This window comes from Kineococcus halophytocola (assembly GCF_041276425.1).
In the GTDB taxonomy this organism is placed as follows: Bacteria; Actinomycetota; Actinomycetes; order Actinomycetales; family Kineococcaceae; genus Kineococcus; species Kineococcus halophytocola.
The window spans coordinates 136,110-155,095 of sequence record NZ_JBGFTU010000002.1; the positions used below are offsets into that span (position 1 = coordinate 136,110).

The 18,986-nt window shown below is 71.8% G+C and carries 15 protein-coding genes and 1 tRNA gene; 3 read left to right on the forward strand and 13 right to left on the reverse strand.

What is annotated here, in order from left to right; translation table 11 throughout:
• Positions 1 to 33 precede the first annotated feature (33 nt).
• The 4 genes from coaE to chvE form a co-directional block, all read right to left on the reverse strand.
• Entirely contained in the window at positions 34 to 906 is an 873-nt protein-coding gene (gene coaE / locus AB2L27_RS02380; protein WP_370439863.1) for a dephospho-CoA kinase, read from the reverse strand.
• 93 nt (positions 907 to 999) lie between these two features.
• Positions 1,000 to 2,223, reverse strand: coding sequence for a multiple monosaccharide ABC transporter permease (gene mmsB, locus AB2L27_RS02385; protein WP_370439864.1), 1,224 nt, complete (start codon positions 2,221 to 2,223; stop codon positions 1,000 to 1,002).
• Positions 2,220 to 3,866, reverse strand: coding sequence for a multiple monosaccharide ABC transporter ATP-binding protein (gene mmsA / locus AB2L27_RS02390; RefSeq protein ID WP_370439865.1), 1,647 nt, complete (start codon positions 3,864 to 3,866; stop codon positions 2,220 to 2,222). Before mmsA ends, mmsB begins: the two co-directional genes overlap by 4 nt.
• Before the next feature lie 91 nt (positions 3,867 to 3,957).
• Positions 3,958 to 5,100, reverse strand: coding sequence for a multiple monosaccharide ABC transporter substrate-binding protein (gene chvE / locus AB2L27_RS02395; RefSeq protein WP_370439866.1), 1,143 nt, complete (start codon positions 5,098 to 5,100; stop codon positions 3,958 to 3,960).
• A gap of 333 nt (positions 5,101 to 5,433) precedes the next feature.
• Here chvE and AB2L27_RS02400 point away from each other — a divergent pair, with 333 nt between their 5' ends.
• A complete protein-coding gene (locus AB2L27_RS02400; protein WP_370439867.1) occupies positions 5,434 to 6,477 on the forward strand; it encodes a LacI family DNA-binding transcriptional regulator in 1,044 nt (347 codons plus the stop codon).
• A gap of 88 nt (positions 6,478 to 6,565) precedes the next feature.
• Here AB2L27_RS02400 and rpsA read toward each other — a convergent pair whose 3' ends face one another.
• Positions 6,566 to 8,080, reverse strand: coding sequence for a 30S ribosomal protein S1 (gene rpsA / locus AB2L27_RS02405; RefSeq protein WP_370439868.1), 1,515 nt, complete (start codon positions 8,078 to 8,080; stop codon positions 6,566 to 6,568).
• 212 nt (positions 8,081 to 8,292) lie between these two features.
• Between rpsA and AB2L27_RS02410 the strand changes: the two genes are divergently transcribed.
• Entirely contained in the window at positions 8,293 to 9,108 is an 816-nt protein-coding gene (locus tag AB2L27_RS02410; protein ID WP_370439869.1) for a class I SAM-dependent methyltransferase, read from the forward strand.
• Positions 9,109 to 9,118: 10 nt separating this feature from the next.
• Here AB2L27_RS02410 and polA read toward each other — a convergent pair whose 3' ends face one another.
• From polA to AB2L27_RS02450, 8 genes are all read right to left on the reverse strand, one after another.
• Positions 9,119 to 11,974 (reverse strand): DNA polymerase I, encoded by a 2,856-nt coding sequence (polA, locus tag AB2L27_RS02415; RefSeq protein WP_370439870.1) that lies wholly within the window; start codon positions 11,972 to 11,974, stop codon positions 9,119 to 9,121.
• Between the two features lie 51 nt (positions 11,975 to 12,025).
• Complete coding sequence (locus AB2L27_RS02420) at positions 12,026 to 12,610, reverse strand: GNAT family N-acetyltransferase (protein WP_370439871.1); 585 nt, start codon at positions 12,608 to 12,610, stop codon at positions 12,026 to 12,028.
• A gap of 285 nt (positions 12,611 to 12,895) precedes the next feature.
• A complete protein-coding gene (locus tag AB2L27_RS02425; protein WP_370439872.1) occupies positions 12,896 to 13,648 on the reverse strand; it encodes an ABC transporter ATP-binding protein in 753 nt (250 codons plus the stop codon).
• Positions 13,645 to 14,487, reverse strand: coding sequence for an ABC transporter ATP-binding protein (locus AB2L27_RS02430; protein ID WP_370439873.1), 843 nt, complete (start codon positions 14,485 to 14,487; stop codon positions 13,645 to 13,647). The genes AB2L27_RS02425 and AB2L27_RS02430 overlap by 4 nt, the downstream gene beginning before the upstream one ends.
• Positions 14,480 to 15,646, reverse strand: coding sequence for a branched-chain amino acid ABC transporter permease (locus tag AB2L27_RS02435; RefSeq protein WP_370439874.1), 1,167 nt, complete (start codon positions 15,644 to 15,646; stop codon positions 14,480 to 14,482). Before AB2L27_RS02435 ends, AB2L27_RS02430 begins: the two co-directional genes overlap by 8 nt.
• Complete coding sequence (locus AB2L27_RS02440; RefSeq protein WP_370439875.1) at positions 15,643 to 16,632, reverse strand: branched-chain amino acid ABC transporter permease; 990 nt, start codon at positions 16,630 to 16,632, stop codon at positions 15,643 to 15,645. The genes AB2L27_RS02435 and AB2L27_RS02440 overlap by 4 nt, the downstream gene beginning before the upstream one ends.
• A gap of 84 nt (positions 16,633 to 16,716) precedes the next feature.
• Entirely contained in the window at positions 16,717 to 17,889 is a 1,173-nt protein-coding gene (locus AB2L27_RS02445) for a branched-chain amino acid ABC transporter substrate-binding protein (RefSeq protein WP_370439876.1), read from the reverse strand.
• Positions 17,890 to 18,182: 293 nt separating this feature from the next.
• Positions 18,183 to 18,800, reverse strand: coding sequence for an ANTAR domain-containing response regulator (locus tag AB2L27_RS02450; RefSeq protein ID WP_370439877.1), 618 nt, complete (start codon positions 18,798 to 18,800; stop codon positions 18,183 to 18,185).
• 112 nt (positions 18,801 to 18,912) lie between these two features.
• On the opposite strand from AB2L27_RS02450, the gene AB2L27_RS02455 reads away from it, so the two are divergent.
• Positions 18,913 to 18,986, forward strand: a tRNA-Leu gene (locus AB2L27_RS02455).

Consider the following 18,986-nt stretch of genomic DNA (forward strand, 5'->3'; position numbering starts at 1 on the left):
CTCCGACACGGGCCTTCCCGGCGAGGCCCACCCTCACCGCGCCCCGGCCTCGACCCGGACCTCGGCGCGCACGGCGCACCCCGGGTCGGCGCTGGCCCACCGGCCCCGACCCGCCCGGACGTACCCCAGCCCGGCCAGGGCGCCCTCGGCGGACACGACCGCCCGCAACGGCCAGGTGCCGGTGGCGGTCAGCCGGGCGGGGCCGGCCGCCCGTTCCAGCCGGGCCAGCACGCGCCGCTCGTCCCCGCCGGTGGGCCTCCCCTCGGGCGTCGCCCCCGGCCGGCCCGTGCGCGTCCCCTCCTCGAAGGGGACGAGCCGTTCGCGCCACAACCGCCCGACGAGGCCGGGCAGCGGGTCCGGGACGCCGGGGTCGCGGCGCGGGTTGGGCAGGAGCACGTCGGCGGCCGCCCTGCGCTCCTCGTCGTCGGCCTGCGCGGCGATGCGGGCCCGGGCCGCCGGCGCGTCCATCCCCCGGTCGCTGACCAGCCGCCGCTCCCGCTCGGCGGCGCCGGCGTCGACGACCACGACGAGCGGGTAGGTCGGGGCGGCCCCGGTCTCCACCAGCAGCGGCACGTCCTCGACGACGACGGCGTCCGCGGGGGCGGCCGCGGCCAGCTCGGCGCGCCGGGCCGCCACCAGCGGGTGCACGATCGCGTTGAGCGCGGCGCGGCGGCCGGCGTCGCCGAAGACGACCCGGCCCAGGGCCGGGCGGTCCAGCGACCCGTCGGGCGCCACCACCGCCGGCCCGAACTCCGCGACCACGGCGGCCAGGCCCGGGGTGCCGGCGGCCACGACCTCGCGCGCGACGACGTCGGCGTCCACGAGCACGGCCCCGAGCTGCACCAGCAGCCGCGACACCGTCGACTTGCCCGCCCCGATCCCGCCGGTCAGCCCCACGCGCAGCACGCGTCCGACCCTACTCAGCCCAGCCCGTCCCACCGCGCACGCACGCAGGGCCCGTCCGCTCGACCGGACGGGCCCTGCGGGAGGCGGGACGGGTCAGCGCACGCCGCTGCGGCGCTTGTTGAAGACGTCGAAGGCGACGGCCAGCAGCAGGACCAGGCCCTTGATGACCGACTGGAGCGACTGGTCGACCCCGAGCAGCTGCATCCCGTTGGAGATGACGCCGACGAGCAGACCACCGATCATCGCGCCCTGGATCTTGCCGACCCCACCGGTGACGGCGGCGCCGCCGATGAAGGCCGCGGCGATGGCGTCCAGCTCGAAGCTGTTGCCGGCGCTGGGCTGGGCCCCGTTGGAGCGCGAGGAGAAGATGACCCCGGCCACGGCGGCCAGGAAGCCCATGTTGACGAAGATCCAGAAGTTGACCCGGCGGACGTTGACGCCCGAGAGCTGGGCCGCGGCGAGGTTCCCGCCGATGGCGTAGACCTGCCGGCCGAAGACGGACGACTTCATGACCATCGAGTACGTCAGGATGAGCACGGCGAGGATGACGAGCACGTAGGGCAGGCCGCGGCTGTTCGCGAGCTGCCAGGCGAAGGCCATGACGACCGCGGCCACGGCGACGATCTTCAGGACGAACAGCGGCATCGCGTCCACGACCTGCTGGTAGCGGATCTTCACGATGCGGGTGCGGACCTGGCTGACCGCGAAGGCGACGACGGCCAGGACCGCGATGAGCAGGGTGAAGGCGTCGTAGCCGTTGCCGCCGATGAGCCCGTTGGAGAACCCGGTGGCGATCTTGCCGTACTGCTGCGGGAACGGCGAGAGCGAGACGTTGTTGAGGACGAAGAACGTCAGACCGCGGAACAGCAGCATGCCGGCCAGGGTGACGATGAACGCCGGGATCCCGACGACGGCGACCCAGAAGCCCTGCCAGGCCCCGATGACGAGCCCGACGCCGAGGGCGGCCAGGACGCCGACCCACCACGGCTGGCTGGACCCGATGACGAGCTGGGCCGAGACGGCCCCCGTCAGCGCCACGACCGACCCGACGGAGAGGTCGATGTGCCCGGCGACGATGACGATGAGCATGCCGATGGCCAGCACCAGCACGTAGGAGTACTGCAGGACGATGTTGGTGATGTTGCCCGGGCTGAGGGACAGCCCGTCGGTGAGGATCGCGAACAGCACCACCACGACGACGAAGGCGATGTAGATGCCGCTCTCGCGCAGGTTCTGGGTGATCGCGACGAACGGGTTGGCGGTCCCCGTGCGCGGCGTCGGTGCGGGTTTGTCCTTGGTCAGCGTGCTGCCGCTCATGCGGTGCGCTCCTGCGGGGTGAGGTCGTCGCCGGACGGGGGGAGGTCGTCGCCGGACGGGGTGGTCGGGTGGGGGTCGGGCTCGGTGGTGAGACCACCGCCCTTGGTCATGAGGACCATGAGGCTCTCCTGGGAGGCCTGCTCGATCGGCAGCTGGCCGGTGATGCGACCGGCCGACAGCGTGTAGATGCGGTCGCAGATGCCGAGCAGTTCGGGCAGTTCGGAGGAGATGACGATGACGGCCTTGCCGGCGGCCACGAGCCGGTTGATGATCGTGTAGATCTCGTACTTGGCGCCGACGTCGATGCCGCGCGTCGGCTCGTCGAGGATGAGGACCTCGGGGTCGGAGAAGATCCACTTGGACAGGACGACCTTCTGCTGGTTCCCGCCCGACAGCTTCCCGGTCAGCGCGCTGACGGTCGGAGCCTTGATGTTCATGCTCCGCTTGCTGTCCTCGGCGACCTTGATCTCCTCGTTCGCGTCGACGAAACCGCCCGTGGCGAGCTTGCCGAGCGCGGCCGCCGAGACGTTGCGCTTGATGTCGTCGATGAGGTTCAGGCCGAACTTCTTGCGGTCCTCGGTGGCGTAGGCCAGCCCGACCTTGATGGCCTCGCGCACCGAGCGGGCCTGCACGGGTTTGCCGTGCAGGTACAGCCTCCCGCCGAGGTAGCGGCCGTAGCTGCGGCCGAACACGCTCATGGCCAGTTCGGTGCGCCCGGCGCCCATGAGACCGGCGATGCCGACGACCTCACCGGCGCGCACGTTGAGGGAGGCGTGGTCGACGACGAGGCGGTCCTGGGAGGCGTGCCCCACGGTCCAGTCCTCGATGCGCAGGATCTCCTCCCCCGGGCGCGACTCGCGCTCGGGGTAGCGGCTGTCCAGGTCGCGGCCGACCATGCCGCGGATGATGCGGTCCTCGGTGACGGCGTCGGCCCGCATGTCCAGGGTCTCGATGGTCTGGCCGTCGCGGATGATGGTCACCGCGTCCGAGATCGCCTCGATCTCGTTCAGCTTGTGCGAGATCATGATGCTCGTCATGCCCTCCTCGCGCAGCTGGCGCAGGAGGTCGAGCAGGTGCGCGGAGTCGTTGTCGTTCAGCGCCGCGGTCGGCTCGTCGAGGATGAGGAGCTTGACGTCCTTGCTGAGGGCCTTGGCGATCTCGACGAGCTGCTGCTTGCCGACGCCGAGCTGGCCGATGGGCGTGGTGGGGTTCTCCGCCAGCCCCACGCGCGCCAGCAGCTTCGAGGCCTCGCCGTTCGTGCGGTTCCAGTCGATCAGCCCGCCGCGGCCCTTGATCTCGTTGCCCAGGAAGAGGTTCTCGGCCACCGACAGGTACGGCACGAGGGCCAGTTCCTGGTGGATGATGGCGATACCGGCCTTCTCGGAGTCGACGATCCCGGAGAACGTCGAGAGCTTGCCGTCGAAGTGGATCTCACCCTCGTAGGTGCCGTGCGGGTAGACCCCGGACAGGACCTTCATGAGGGTCGACTTCCCGGCGCCGTTCTCCCCGCAGATCGCGTGGACCTCACCGCGACGCACCGACAGGGAGACCTCGGACAGGGCCTTGACCCCCGGGAAGGTCTTGGTGATGGAGCGCATCTCGAGGATGTTCTCGGCGCCGGTGGCGCGGGTGTTCTCGGTCATCGGTGAACCGTCGTCCCTCGTTCTGGGTGGGGAGTCTTGACGCCACGACACCCCGCTCCGGAGTGCTCCGGAGCGGGGTGGGTGGGGTGGATCACTTGCCGGCGTCGACCTGGGCCTGGGTGTAGTACCCGGTGTCCACGAGCGCGCTCGTGACGTTCTCCTTCGTCACGATCTGCGACTCCAGCAGGTACGAGGGGACGACCTTGACGCCGTTGTTGTAGGTCTCGGTGTCGTTCGCCTCGGGCTCGTCACCCTCGACGAGGGCCGAGGCCACCTTGACGGCCTCGTCGGCGAGCTTGCGGGTGTCCTTGAAGATCGTGGAGTACTGGACACCGTCGTTGATCAGCTTGACCGAGGCGATCTCGGCGTCCTGACCGGTGATGACCGGCATCGGCTTGCCGGACCCGCCGTAGCCGGCGTTCTGCAGCGCGGTGATGATGCCGCGGGAGATGCCGTCGTAGGGCGACAGGACGCCGTCGACGGTGCTGCCGTCGTTGTAGGCGGAGGTGAGCAGGTCCTCCATGCGCTTCTGCGCGGTCTCCTGCTGCCAGCGCAGGATGGCGGCCTGGTCGATCTTCGTCTGGCCGGACTTCACGACGAGCTTGCCGGAGTCGATGTAGGGCTTGAGGGTGTCGAACGCCCCGTCCCAGAAGAACTGCGCGTTGTTGTCGTCCAGCGAACCGGCGAACAGCTCGACGTTGAACGGGCCGGGGGCGGTCCCCTCGGACCCGTCGGCGTTCTTCAGGCCCAGCCCGGTCAGCAGCGAGGTGCCCTGCTGCACACCGACGTTGTAGTTGTCGAAGGAGACGTAGAAGTCCACGTCGCCGGACCCGCGGATGAGGCGGTCGTAGGAGATGATCTTCACGCCCGAGGACGCGGCGTTCGCGAGCTGGCTGCTCAGCGCGGTGCCGTCGATCGCGGCGACGATGAGGACCTTGTCGCCCTTGGTGATCATCTGGTCGATCTGCTGCGACTGGGTCGGGATGTCGTCGTTGGCGTACTGGAGGTCGACCTTGTAGCCGGCCTTCTCCAGACCCGCCTTGACGTTGTTGCCGTCGGCGATCCAGCGCTCGGACGTCTGGGTCGGCATGGCGACGCCGACGGTGATGTCGGAGGCGTCGGCGGACCCGCCGTCGCCCCCGTCGGTCCCGGTCCCGGCCCCGCCACCGCCACAGGCGGCGAGGGTCAGGGCCAGACCGGCCCCGAAGACGGCAAGGGCACTGCGGCGTTTCATCACGGCGGGACTCCTCTGTACCTCGTGAACCCGCGCGGCGACCGGCCGCGACGGGATGGGGATGTGCGCCGTGGTGGCGCGGGGGTCGCCGGGTGGGAGCCGAGCTTCCTCGTCTCGTCAGCCACCGGCGGGTGGATCGGATGTGCTCATTGTTAGCGTTGCCAATCGGCACCGTCAAGCCGATCACCCGGTTGCACGCACCGTCCCCGGGAGCGACCGCACGGCCCCGGAGCTGGGTTACTCTGCTCCGGCGAGGACGGTGCGACGCTCCCTCGCCACCCGTCCACCACCGGTCCTCGACGCCGAGGCAGGCCTGCAGGAAGTGGGACCGTCATGTCCGCGGACTCCGACGAGCGGGGCGCGAGCGCCGACGCCGAGGCGCGGGTGCCCGTCCTGGCCGACGTGGCCCAGCTCGCCGGCGTCTCCCAGCAGACCGTCTCCCGCGTCGTGCGCGGCAGCCCCTCGGTCGCGCGCCGGACCCGGGAACGGGTCGAGGCCGCCATCGCCGAGGTCGGCTACCGCCCCAACGTCGTCGCCCGGACCCTGGTCACCAAGCGCTCACACCGCATCGGCGTCGTCGCCGCCAACGCCTCCCTCTACGGCGCGGCCATGACCCTGCAGGGCATCCAGGAGGCGGCCCGCGCCACGGGGTACTCGGTCTCGCTCGTCATGCTCCCCGAGCTCACGACGGTCAGCGTCCAGGAGGCGCTGGAGGAGCTGCGCGCCCAGTACGTCGACGGCGCGATCGCCGTCGTGCCCGAGGACGGGGCCCAGGACGCGGTGCGCGCCGTGGACGCCGCCTTCCCCTGCGTCCTGGCCCCGGGCCTGGACGGGGCCGGCGTGGCCGACGCCTACTGGGCCGAGGTCGCCGCCGCGCGCGCGGCCACCGACCACCTGCTCGACCTGGGGCACCGCACCGTGCACCACGTCGCCGGCCCCTCCGACTGGGCCGAGTCCCGGGCGCGCGCGACCGGGTGGCGCACGGCGCTGGTGGAGCGGATGCGCGTGGTGCCGCGCCCCGTGCGGGGCGACTGGAGCGCCGCCTCCGGGCACGCCGCCACCCTCGGCCTGCCGCTGCAGGAGGTCACCGCGCTGTTCGTGGCCAACGACGCCATGGCCGTCGGGGCCCTGAGCGCGCTGGCGGGCAAGGGGATGCACGTCCCGGACGACGTGTCCGTCGTGGGGTTCGACGACGTCCCCGAAGCGGCGTACTACGCCCCGCCGTTGACGACGGTGCACCAGGACTTCGCCGAGATCGGCCGGCGCTGCGTGCGGGTGCTGCTGGGCCGGTTGCACGACCGGGTCGTGGAGGCGGGCACCTCCACCCCGGGCCTGGTCGTCCGCGCCAGCACCGCTGCCCCGCCCCTGCTGCGCTGAGCGGCCCGCCGGACGCACGAAGGCCCCGACCGCAGCAGCGGTCGGGGCCTTCGCTCGTCAGCTCAGCGGAGCACCGGGGCGGTCAGCCTCAGTTGCCACCGGTCAGCTTCTCGCGCAGGGCGGCGAGGGCCTCGTCGGACGCGAGCGTGCCCGCGGCCTCCGGAGCCTCGGAGGTGTAGGACGACGGAGCCGACGACGAGCTGCTGCTGCTGCTGGAGCTGCTGCTCGAGGCGGTCGCCGTGGTGCCCTCGGCCTCGGCCTTGGCCTCGGCCTCGGCGGCCTCGGCGACCTGCTTCTTGTGCTGCTCCCAGCGCTCGTGGGCCAGGGCGTACTGCCCCTCCCACTCCTCGCGCTGGGCCTCGTAGCCCTCGAGCCACTCGTTCGTCTCGGGGTCGAAGCCCTCGGGGTACTTGTAGTTCCCCTGCTCGTCGTAGTCCGCGGCCATGCCGTACAGCGACGGGTCGAACTCGTCGCCGGCGGCGGCGAGGGACTCGGTGGCCTGCTTCAGCGACAGCGAGATCCGGCGACGCTCCAGGTCGATGTCGATGACCTTGACGAAGATGTCGCTGTTGACCTGGACGACCTGCTCGGGCACCTCGACGTGGCGCTCGGCCAGCTCGGAGATGTGGACCAGGCCCTCGATGCCGTCGTCGACGCGCACGAACGCACCGAACGGGACGAGCTTGGTGACCTTGCCCGGCACGACCTGACCGATCGCGTGGGTCCGGGCGAACTGCTGCCACGGGTCTTCCTGGGTCGCCTTGAGCGACAGGGACACGCGCTCGCGGTCCATGTCGACGTCCAGGACCTCGACCGTGACCTCCTGGCCGACCTCGACGACCTCGGAGGGGTGGTCGATGTGCTTCCAGGACAGCTCCGAGACGTGCACCAGACCGTCGACGCCGCCGAGGTCGACGAACGCACCGAAGTTGACGATCGAGGAGACGACGCCGGAACGGACCTGACCCTTCTGCAGGGTCGTGAGGAAGTTCTGGCGGACCTCGGACTGGGTCTGCTCGAGCCAGGCGCGGCGGGACAGGACCACGTTGTTGCGGTTCTTGTCCAGCTCGATGATCTTGGCCTCGATCGTCTTGCCGACGTACGGCTGCAGATCGCGGACGCGACGCATCTCGACCAGCGAGGCGGGCAGGAAGCCACGGAGGCCGATGTCGAGGATGAGCCCACCCTTGACGACCTCGATGACGGTGCCCTCGACGACCTCGTCGGCCTCCTTCTTGGCCTCGATCGTGCCCCAGGCGCGCTCGTACTGGGCGCGCTTCTTGGACAGGATCAGGCGGCCTTCCTTGTCCTCCTTCTGGAGGACCAGGGCCTCGACCTCGTCGCCGACGCCGACGACCTCGTTGGGGTCGACGTCGTGCTTGATCGAGAGCTCGCGCGAGGGGATGACGCCCTCGGTCTTGTAACCGATGTCGAGGAGGACCTCGTCCCGGTCGACCTTCACGATGGTGCCGGAGACGATGTCACCGTCGTTGAAGTACTTGATGGTCGCGTCGACCGCGGCAAGGAAGTCCTCAGCCGACCCGATGTCGTTGATCGCGATCTGAGGAGTGGTGCCCGCCGGCGCGGTCGTGGTGGTCGTCATGGAGGTAGGGGCTCCGTCAGGGACAGTCGTAGGTGCACGTCCGGGGGTTCCCGTCCGTCACGCGTGCCCGCCGGGCCGTCGATCTCCGGGGAGGAGCGGTTCGTCCACCTCGGGTCGGACCACCGGGCGCGCGCCGTCCAAGACTAGCGGCGCGCGCCGGGGCGGGCAAAGCACCCCCCGCACCGGCCGGGCGGGGCTGGCAGGATCACCGGGTGGACCCCGACCAGACCGCCCAGCCCAGCGTCGGCCGCCGGGCCGTGGGAGCCGCCGAGACCGTTGCCGCGCAACGGTCCTGGTGGGACGCCGAGGCGGCGCAGTACCGCCGCGAGCACGGCGCCTTCCTCGGCGACGCCCGGCCCGGCTCCGACCTCGTGTGGGGCCCGGACGGGCTGCGGGAGCAGGACGCGCACCTCCTGGGCGACCTGGCCGGCCGCGACGTGCTGGAGATCGGGGCCGGGGCGGCGCAGTGCGCGCGGTGGGTCGCCGGGCGCGGCGCCCGCGTCGTGGCGACCGACCTGTCCCTGGGGATGCTGCGCGAGGGTGCGGGGCCGGCGCGGGCGGCCGGGGTGCCGCTCGTGCAGTGCGACGCCCGGGCGCTGCCCCTCCCCGACGCCGCCTTCGACGTCGTGTTCACCTCCTACGGCGCGCTGCCCTTCGTCGCCGACGCCGGCCGGGTGCTGGCCGAGGCCGCGCGCGTGCTGCGCCCGGGCGGCCGGTTCGCCGCCAGCGTGCCGCACCCGCTGCGCTGGGCCCTGCCCGACGTGCCCGGACGGGAGGGGCTGACCGTGACGCACTCCTACTTCGACCGGAACGCCTACGTCGAGGCCGACGAGCACGGCACCGTCACCTACGCCGAGCACCACCGCACCGTCGGGGACTGGGTGCGGCTGCTCGTGGCGGCCGGTCTCGTCGTGTGCGACCTCGTCGAGCCGGAGTGGGGCTCGGGCGAGGCGGTCTGGGGCGGGTGGAGCCGGCTGCGCGGGGAGCTGGTCCCCGGCACCCTCGTCCTGGTCGCCGACCGCGCCTGACCCGAGGGGGTCAGTGACCCGCCTCGTGCCAGGACCGGCCCACGCCGACCGAGACGTCGAGGGGGACGGCGAGGTCGGCGGCCCCGGCCATCGTGGAGCGCACGAGCTGCTCCAGCGGTTCGCGCTCGCCCTGCGCCACCTCCAGCACGAGCTCGTCGTGGACCTGCAGCAGCAGCCGCGAGCGCAGGCCGGACTCGCGCAGGCCGCGGTCCAGGTCGAGCATCGCGACCTTGATGATGTCCGCGGCGCTGCCCTGGATGGGCGCGTTCAGCGCCATCCGCTCGGCCATCTCCCGGCGCTGGCGGTTGTCGCTGGCCAGGTCCGGCAGGTAGCGGCGCCGGCCCAGGATCGTCTCGGTCCACCCCGTGCGGCGCGCCTCCTCCACGACACCGCGCAGGTAGTCGCGGACCCCGCCGAAGCGCTCGAAGTACTCGTCCATGAGGCCCTTGGCCTCCTCGGTGGAGATCTTCAGCTGGTTCGACAGCCCGAACGCGGACAGCCCGTAGGCCAGGCCGTACGACATCGCCTTGATCTTGGCGCGCATCTCCGGCGTCACGTCCGCGGGCGCGACGGCGAAGACGCGGCTGCCGACGAAGCGGTGCAGGTCCTCCCCGGAGTGGAAGGCCGCGATGAGGCCCTCGTCCCCGGACAGGTGCGCCATGATCCGCATCTCGATCTGGGAGTAGTCGGCCGTCAGCAGGCACTCGTACCCGCCGCCCGAGCCGGCGCCCGAGCCGGCGCCCGAGCCGGCGTCCGAGCCGGCGTCCGAGGCCCCGGGCCCCACGACGAAGGCCTCGCGGATGCGCCGGCCCTCCTCGGTGCGGATGGGGATGTTCTGCAGGTTGGGGTCGGTGGAGCTGAGCCGGCCCGTCGCGGCGATCATCTGCTGGTAGGTGGTGTGGATGCGGCCGTCGTCGGCGATCGACTTGCGCAGCCCCTCGGCCGTCTGGCGCAGCCGGGAGGCGTCGCGGTGCTCCAGCAGGTGGGCCAGGAACGGGTGCTCGGTTTTGACGAACAGCGCGGCCAGGGCGTCGGCGTCGGTCGTGTAGCCCGTCTTGGTGCGCTTGGTCTTGGGCATCTGGAGCTGGTCGAACAGGACCGTCTGCAGCTGCTTGGGCGAGCCGAGGTTGATCTCGGTGCCGATGACCTCGTAGGCCTGGGCCTGGGCCTGCCCGACGCGGTCGGCGAAGTGCTGCTCCAGGTCGGCCAGCAGACCGGTGTCGACGGCGATCCCGACACGCTCCTGGCGGGCCAGGACGTCCACGAGCGGCAGTTCCACCTCGGCCAGCAACCGGGTGCCCCCGCGCTCGGTGAGCTCGGTGGCCAGGACCCCGGCGAGCTCGGTGGTCGCCAGCGCCCGGATCATGCCCTCCTCGGCGCGCGCCTGCTGGTCCCCGCCGACGGGGCCCTCGCCGCCGTCGAGGGTGAGCTGCTCGGCCGCCTCCTGCGCCGCGGCGGCCCCGGACCCCTCGGCCCGCAGCTCGCGCTTGAGGTGGCGCACGGCGAGGTCGGCCAGGTCGTAGCTGCGCTGGTCGGGCCGGCACAGGTAGGCGGCCAGCGCGGTGTCGAAGACGACCCCGGCCAGGTCCCAGCCGCGGGCGCGCAGCGCGTGCGAGGGGCCCTTGACGTCGTGGGCGACCTTCGGGCGGACGGGGTCGGCCAGCCACGCGGCGAGCGCCTGCTCGTCGGCCGGTTCCAGCGTCACCGGGTCGACCCAGGCGGCGACGCCGTCGGCGCCCGCGAGCGCCAGGCCCGTCACCTCCCCCGTCCCGCGGCCCCACTGCCCCTGCACGTGCACGCCGGTGCGGTCGGCGGCGTGCTCGGTCAGCCACGGCCCGACCTCCCCGGCCAGCAGGACGGCGCCGTCGACGCCGAAGCCCTCCTCGGCCTCGGGTTCGGCCGACTCCAGCGTGGCGAACAGCCGGTCGCGCAGGACGCGGAACTCCAGGCCGTCGAAGACGGTGTGGACCTGCTCGCGGTCCCAGGCGCGGCGCAGGAGGTCGGGGACGTCGACGTCGAGGGCGAGGTCGCCGACGAGGGCGTTGAGGCGGCGGTTGCGGATGACGGAGTCGAGGTGGGCGCGCAGGTTCTCCCCCGCCTTGCCCTTGACGAGGTCGGCGTTGGCGATGACGCCGTCGAGACCGTCGTAGGCGGTGATCCACTTCGCGGCCGTCTTGGCCCCGACCCCGGGGATGCCGGGCAGGTTGTCGGAGGTCTCCCCCACGAGGGCGGCCAGGTCGGGGTAGCGCTGCGGCGGGACGCCGTACTTGTCCTCCACGGCCTCCGGGGTCATGCGGATGAGCTCGGAGACGCCCCGGACCGGGTACAGCACCGTGACGCCGGGGCGCACGAGCTGGAAGGCGTCCCGGTCCCCCGAGGAGATGAGCACCTCGACGTCCTGGGCGACGGCGCGTTCGGTGAGGGTGGCGATGACGTCGTCGGCCTCGTAGCCCTCGACCTCCACGACCGGTACGCGCAGCGCGGCCAGGACCTCCTTGACGAGGTCGACCTGGCCGCGGAACTCGTCCGGGCTCTTGGTCCGGGTGCCCTTGTAGTCGGCGTAGACCTCGGTGCGGAAGGAGGCGCGGGAGACGTCGAAGGTGACGGCGACGTGCGTGGGTTCCTCGTCGCGCAGGAGGTTGATGAGCATGGAGGTGAAGCCGTAGACCGCGTTGGTCGGCTGGCCCGTGGTGGTGGAGAAGTTCTGCACCGGCAGCGCGTAGAAGGCGCGGTAGGCCATCGAGTGCCCGTCGACGAGCAGCAGCCGCGGCTTCGTCGGCGCCGCCTTCCCCGCCGCGCCCCCCTTCGCGCCGGAGCGGGACGAGCTGGTCGTGCGGGCTGCGCTGGTGCTCGGGGCGGGGGTCACGTCGGCCAGGGTAGTCAGCCCCTCGGACAGGCCCCCACCTCAGCTCGCCGGTCAGCTGGCGGTGGGCACCTCGACGGTCCCCCCGGCGCGGGCCAGCCGGGCCCGCAGCGACCGGCGCCGGGCCACCACGTCGGTGGTGTGGGCGGCGGCGGGGCCGTCGGACAGGCGGCGGCGCAGCACCGACAGGGACACCGCCCGGCGCACGACGACGGGGGCGAAGCCGAGGCGGGCCAGGTAGCGGGTGTAGTCGCGGTCCCCCGGCAGCACCGTGCAGGCGATCTGGTCGGCGCCCTCGCTGTCGGCCACGTGCACGGCCCGCCGCAGCAGGGCCCGGCCCACCCCGCGCCGGCGCAGGCCCGGCACGACGTGCAGGTGCTCGATGCTGGGGCCGGCGCAGTTGCCCAGCGGCAGCAGCGGGGAGGTCGTCAGCAGGGCGTACCCGGCCGGCTCGGCGCCGCAGAAGGCCAGCAGGACCCGCACCTCACCGTCGGCCAGCGCCCGCAGGAGCCGGGCCCGGACGTTCTCGACGGAGGCGCGCAGCTGGGCCTGGTCGAAGCGGGCGGAGGCGTACAGGCCCATGAGGACGTCGACGTCACCGGTGCCGGCGTCGCGGACCTCGACTGCGGGTCGTGCCACGGGTGGATCCCCTTCCGCGCGGCGCACCGCACGGTGCGCACGACGAAGCAGACCGGGCCCCCGCTCCGGTGGTCCCCTCCTCGGAGAGGGCGACTGCGCCGGACACTAGGGCACGGCGCGCGCGGGCGGAAGATCCCCCCGCGATCACACCGTGACCTTCACCCGGAGTGGCGAACGCTCCACAGCGAGCCACCTCACCAGCGCGCTGAGGGGAGGTCGTTGACGCGGAGCGCCGAACCTACCGGCGCTGCGCGTCAACGACCCACCCGGGCTGTGGACGGGGGCCTAGACGTCGCCGCCGAGGTAGGCGGCGCGGATGGAGTCGTCGGCGGCCAGCTCGGCGCCCGTGCCCGAACGGACCACCGTGCCCGTCTCCAGGACGTAGGCGACGTCGGAGATGCGCAGGGCCTGGGCGGCGTTCTGCTCCACCAGCAGCACGGTCGTGCCCTGCTGGTTGATCTCCACGATGATCGAGAAGATCTGCTGGATGAGCTTGGGGGCCAGCCCCATCGACGGTTCGTCGAGCAGCAGCACCCGCGGGCGGCTCATGAGGGCCCGGCCGATGGCCAGCATCTGCTGCTCCCCGCCCGACATCGTCCCGGCGATCTGGGAGCGGCGCTCGGCCAGCCGCGGGAACAGGGAGAAGACGCGGTCGAGGTCCTGCCGGTACGCCGGTGAGCGGCGGTCCTTGCGGGTGTAGGCCCCCATGTCGAGGTTCTCCTCGACCGTCATCCCGACGAACGTCCCGCGGCCCTCGGGCGCCTGGCACAGCCCGCGGGTGACGAGCTTGTGCGAGGGGACCTTGGTGATGTCCTCACCCTCGAACACGATCGAGCCCGTGCGCACGGTGCGCAGCCCCGAGACCGTCTTCAGGGTCGTCGTCTTGCCGGCCCCGTTGGCGCCGATGAGCGTGGCGATGGCACCGGTCGGCACCGTGAAGGAGACGTCGCGGATGGCCTCGATGCGCCCGTAGTTGACGCTGAGACCGGTGACGACGAGCTGGTCGGCACCCTTGCTGGTGCCTGCGGGAGTCGTCACAGGTCCTCGTCCTCTGCGGAGAGCTGGTCGTCGTCGACGCCGAGGTAGGCGGCGATGACGGCCGGGTCGTTGCGGATGTCGGCGGGCAGGCCCTCGGCGATCTTCTTGCCGAACTCCAGCACGACGATGCGGTCGGTGACGCCCATGACCAGGCGCATGTCGTGCTCGATGAGCAGGACGGTGTTGCCCAGGTCGCGGACCCTGCGGATGAGGTCCATGAGGCGCTGCTTCTCCACCGGGTTGAACCCCGCGGCCGGTTCGTCCAGGCACAGCAGCTTGGGCCGGGTCGCCAGCGCGCGGGCGATCTCCAGCCGGCGCTGCTCGCCGTAGGACAGGTTGCGGGCCAGGTCGTCCCCGCGGTGGGCCAGGTCCATCATCTCCAGCAGCTCCTCGGCCAGGGCGTGACCCTCGCGGGTCTCGCGCCGGTGCCGCGGGAGCCGGAACAGCGAGTTCACGACGCCGGAGCGGTGGTGGGAGTCCGCTCCGACGAGGACGTTCTCGCGCGCCGTCATGTTGCCGAACAGGCGGATGTTCTGGAACGTGCGCGCAATGCCCAGGCGGTTGATCTGGTACCGCTTGCGCCGGCCCAGGGGTTTGCCGTCGAAGACGACCCGGCCCTCGGTCGGCTGGTAGACGCCGGTGAGGGCGTTGAAGCACGTCGTCTTGCCGGCCCCGTTGGGGCCGATGAGGCCCAGGATCTCGCCCTGGCGGATGTCGAAGGAGACGTCGTTCAGCGCGACGACGCCGCCGAAGCGCAGCGTGACGTTCTCCATGGTGAGCAGGGGCAGGCCGGGCTCGCGGGGAGCCGCGGCCGCGGTGTCCTCGGTCAGGTCAGGCACGAGCGCCCTCCTCGGTCCCTTCGAGTCGTGTGGTCGCCTCGTCGGCGCGCCGGGCCCGACGGGCCCGGCGCGGGGGCAGCAGGCCCTGGGGGCGGAAGTTGGCCAGCAGCAGCAGGAGCAGGCCGAAGACGACGATGCGGAAGTCGGCGAACTCGCGGAACCGCTCGGGCAGGTAGGCCACGACGACCCCGCCGGCGATGGCGCCCCAGCGGTTGCCCTGCCCGCCGATGACGACGGCGGCCAGGAACATCATCGACAGCTGGATCATGAACGAGTCCGGGTTGATCGCCCCGATGCGGCTGGCGTACAGCGCCCCGGACAGACCCCCGACGAACGCGCCCATGGCGAAGGCCAGCAGCTTGAACCGGAACGTCGGGACGCCGTTGAGCTCGGCGGCCTCCTCGTCCTCGCGGGTCGCCTCCCACGCGCGGCCGACGCGGCTGGCCTGCAGCAGCTTGTCCGCGAAGATCACGACGATGATGACGATGAGCGAGAGCCAGTAGTACGGCACCGCGTCGATGAGCCCGAACTTCAGGAACACCGACCGCGCACCCTCGCCGAGGTCAACCTTGGCCGTGGCCCCGTCCCACAGCAGGCTGGGCAGGCCGAACAGTTCCGTGGACGGCGGGCGCGGGATGCCGGTGATGCCGCGGGCCTGGTTCAGCCACTCCGAGTTCAGCGCCGTGATGCGGATGATCTCCCCGAACCCGAGGGTCACGATCGCAAGGTAGTCCCCCCGCACCCGCAGCGTCGGCGCGCCCAGCAGCAGCCCGCTGGCCGTGGAGATGGTGACGGCCATGACGACGAGGACGAACCAGTTGACCTGGCCGTGCAGGGAACCGAACACCCCGACCGTGTACGCGCCGATGGCGTAGAAGCCGACGTACCCCAGGTCGAGCAGGCCGGCGTAGCCGAGGACGATGTTCAGGCCGAGGGCGACCAGGGCGTAGTTCGCCACGGTCGCCAGGACCGCGCCGAACTCCGCGTCCGGGGTGGACACGATCGGCAGGTTCAGCAGCGGCAGGACGAAGAAGAAGACCGCGATCGCGCACCAGACGAGGATCTGCACCGGTCGGGGCAGCGCCGTCCAGCGGTCGGCGAACGACGGGCGCGACGCGCGGGTCGAACCGCGGGGCGTGGGGGCGGTGTCGGTGCTCATGCGCGGGCCTTCCCGAGGGACTCACCGAGGATTCCGGTGGGGCGGAACAGCAGGACCACGACCAGCAGCAGGAACGAGACGACGTCCTTCCACGAGCTGGCCAGCCCGACGAGCGTGGCGTAGTTCTCCACCAGGCCCAGGACCAGACCGCCGACGAGGGCGCCGCGGATGTTGCCGATGCCGCCCAGGACCGCGGCCGTGAAGGCCTTGATGCCCAGGATGAACCCGACGTTGTACCGGGTCACGGGGATGTGGATGAGGTACAGGACCGCGGCGGCCCCGGCCATGAGCCCGCCGATGAGGAAGGTGAGCTGGACGACCTGCTTCTGGTTGACGCCCATGAGCGCGGCGGCCTCGGGGTCCTGGGACACCGCGCGCACCCCGCGACCCAGCCGCGACCGGGACACGAACTGGTCCAGGGCGATCATCATGACGATCGCGCCGACCAGGACGATGAGCTGGTTGCTGCGGATCTCGAACCCGCCGACCGACAGGACGGTGACGTTCGGCAGCGGGTTGACGAAGGCGGTGTTCTCGCGGGCCTGGCGGACGTACGGGGCCAGGACGCCGTCCAGCCCGACCCAGCCGGCGATGCGGTCGCGCAGGCCCATGAGCTCGGAGAGCATGAAGGAGGCCCCGATGGCGGAGATGAGCGCGACCAGCGGCGGGGCGTTCTTCTCGCGCAGGCGGCGGTAGGCGATGCGTTCCACGACGAGGGCGACCCCGCCGCTGACGGCCATCGCGACCACGAGGGCGACGAGCAGGAGCCCGACGGCCGCGGGCCAGGCCATGCCCTGGCGCGAGCCGAGGAAGGTCAGCGCCCAGACCGCACCGAAACTCCCCCACATGAAGACCTCGGAGTGGGCGAAGTTGATGAGGCGCAGGACGCCGTAGACGAGCGTGTAGCCCAGCGCGAACAGCGAGTAGATCGCGCCGATCACCAGACCCGTGAAGGTCAGGTCGAGGAACGTGGACAGGGGAACCACCCGGGGTGAGGTGAACTGACGGGGAGGGAGGGTCGGACGTGGGACGGCCCCACCCGCCGGTGGGCGGGTGGGGCCGTCACGGGATCAGGAGCCGATCTCCTGGTCGGCCACGATCTGGCCGTCCTCGATCTTGTAGGACCAGACGCTGACCGCGCTCGGTTCGCCCTGGTCGTCGAACTTCAGCTGCTTGGTCACACCCGGCTGGTCGTAGGAGGCGACGTAGGACAGCAGGTCCTCGCGGGTGACGTTGCCCTCGGCGATCCCGTCGAGCAGGATCGTCGCGGCGTCGTACCCCTCGGCCGAGTACGTCGCCGGGGCGGTGCCGTAGGCCGCGGTGTAGTCCTCCACGAAACTGCCCTCGGCCTGGTCCGGCGGCAGGCACGGGCAGGTCACGTACGCACCGTTCGCGGCCTCGACCCCGGCGGCGGTGATGAGCCCCTCGTCCTTGGCGCCGTCGTCGCTGATGAACGCGACCTGGTCGCTGGACAGGCCCGCGTCGCGCATCTGCTTCAGCAGCAGCCCGGCCTCGGAGTAGTACCCGCCGAAGAACACCGCGTCGGCCCCCGAGGCGCGGATGTCGGCGACGACGGCCGAGAAGTCCGTCTGCCCCGTCTGGATGGTGTTGTCCTTGATGTCGGCGCTGCCGAGGTCCTCGCGGACCAGGTCGGCCAGGCCCTTGCCGTACTCGGAGGAGTCGTCGACGACGTACACCTTCTGCTTGCCGAGGGTGTCGGTGATGAACGTCGCCGCGGCCGGGCCCTGCGTGGCGTCGTTGCCCAGGACCCGGAAGAAGGTCTTCCAGCCGTTCTCGGCCAGCGCCGGGTTCGTCGCCGACGGCGTGATCCCGACGAGGCCGGCCTCGGCGAGGATCGGGTCGGCCACCTTGGACTCCCCGGAGAACGCCGGGCCCACGATGCCGACGACGTCGGAGTCCCCGACGGCCTGCTGCGCCTGGCCCTGGGCCTGGTTCTGGTCGCCCTGGGAGTCGAAGGGCTTCAGGGCCACCTGGCAGGCACCGGACTCGGCGTTGTGCTGGTCCACGGCCAGCTTCACGCCGTTGTTGATGTTCACCCCGAGGTTGGCGTTCGGCCCGGTGAGGGCACCGAAGAACCCGATGCTGATGCCCTCGGGGCAGTCGCCCCCGGAGGAGCCGGACGCCGAACCGGAGGAGGTCTCGTCCCCACCGGTGGTGCCGCACGCGGCCAGCAGCAGGGCGGCCGCAGCGGCCGGGGCCGCGAGTTTGACGATGGAGCGCACTGGGCTTGTCCTCCTGGAGGAGAGGGCACGGAGCACGCGCCACGACGCGCGTTCCCGTCAGCACCACCCGGGAGCGGTGGAGCCGTGGTGAACACTAGGGGTAGCCCGGCGCATTCGGGTGGATTCGGTGCACGAGTTCATCGGGTCGTTACACATTCCGGCCACCGGGGCGGCCTGGAACTGCGCAGATGGACCGGTTCACCACCCTCGGCGGCGACAGTGGTGCGGCGAGGGTGCGACGACGGCCCCGCACCAGAGGGTGCGGGGCCGTCGTCGAGCGGGTCGGAGCCGGGTCAGCCGCGGTCGTCGCCGGCGCTGATGACGGTGTTCGCGACCTCGCGCATCGTCAGGCGCTTGTCCATCGACGTCTTCTGGATCCAGCGGAACGCCTCCGGTTCGGTCATCCCGAACTGGGTCTGCAGCTTCGACTTCGCGCGGTCCACCAGCTTGCGGGTCTCGAAGCGGTCGGCGAGGTCGGCGACCTCGTCCTCCAGGGCCATGATCTGCTGGTGGCGGCTCACCGCGATCTCCACGGCGGGCAGCAGGTCGGCGGAGGTGAACGGCTTGACGACGTAGGCCATCGCCCCGGCGTCGCGGGCACGCTCGACCAGCTCGGCCTGGGAGAACGCGGTGAGCAGGACGACGGGGGCGATGCGCGCCTTGGCGATCCGCTCGGCCGCCGAGATGCCGTCCAGGACGGGCATCTTGATGTCCATGACGACCAGGTCGGGCTTGTGCTCCTCGGCCAGGGCCACGGCCTGCTCCCCGTCCCCGGCCTGACCCACGACGTCGTAGCCGGCCTCGGTGAGCATCTCGACGATGTCGAGACGGATGATGGCCTCGTCCTCCGCGACGACCACCCGACGTGTGGTCGTGGCGGACGCGGCGGCGGTGTCGGCAGTGTTCGTCACGCGGGCATCCTAGTCGTCCGCGCGCCGGCCGCACACCGCGCCTACTACCGGCCGTCGTGGCGGGGAGGGTGCACGGAGGGCGCCGCCGCGCTGTGTAGGGTGATCGGCACGCGCCCTGGTAGCCCAACCGGCAGAGGCAATCGACTCAAACTCGATCCAGTGTGGGTTCGAATCCCACCCAGGGCA

Excerpts from the sequence above, each read along its gene's own strand:
- mmsB (WP_370439864.1), bottom strand. The coding sequence starts at position 2,223 with ATGAGCGGCAGCACGCTGACCAAGGACAAACCCGCACCGACGCCGCGC.
- mmsA (WP_370439865.1), bottom strand. The coding sequence starts at position 3,866 with ATGACCGAGAACACCCGCGCCACCGGCGCCGAGAACATCCTCGAGATG.
- chvE (WP_370439866.1), bottom strand. The coding sequence starts at position 5,100 with ATGAAACGCCGCAGTGCCCTTGCCGTCTTCGGGGCCGGTCTGGCCCTG.
- AB2L27_RS02400 (WP_370439867.1), top strand. The coding sequence starts at position 5,434 with ATGTCCGCGGACTCCGACGAGCGGGGCGCGAGCGCCGACGCCGAGGCG.
- rpsA (WP_370439868.1), bottom strand. The coding sequence starts at position 8,080 with ATGACGACCACCACGACCGCGCCGGCGGGCACCACTCCTCAGATCGCG.
- AB2L27_RS02435 (WP_370439874.1), bottom strand. The coding sequence starts at position 15,646 with ATGAGCACCGACACCGCCCCCACGCCCCGCGGTTCGACCCGCGCGTCG.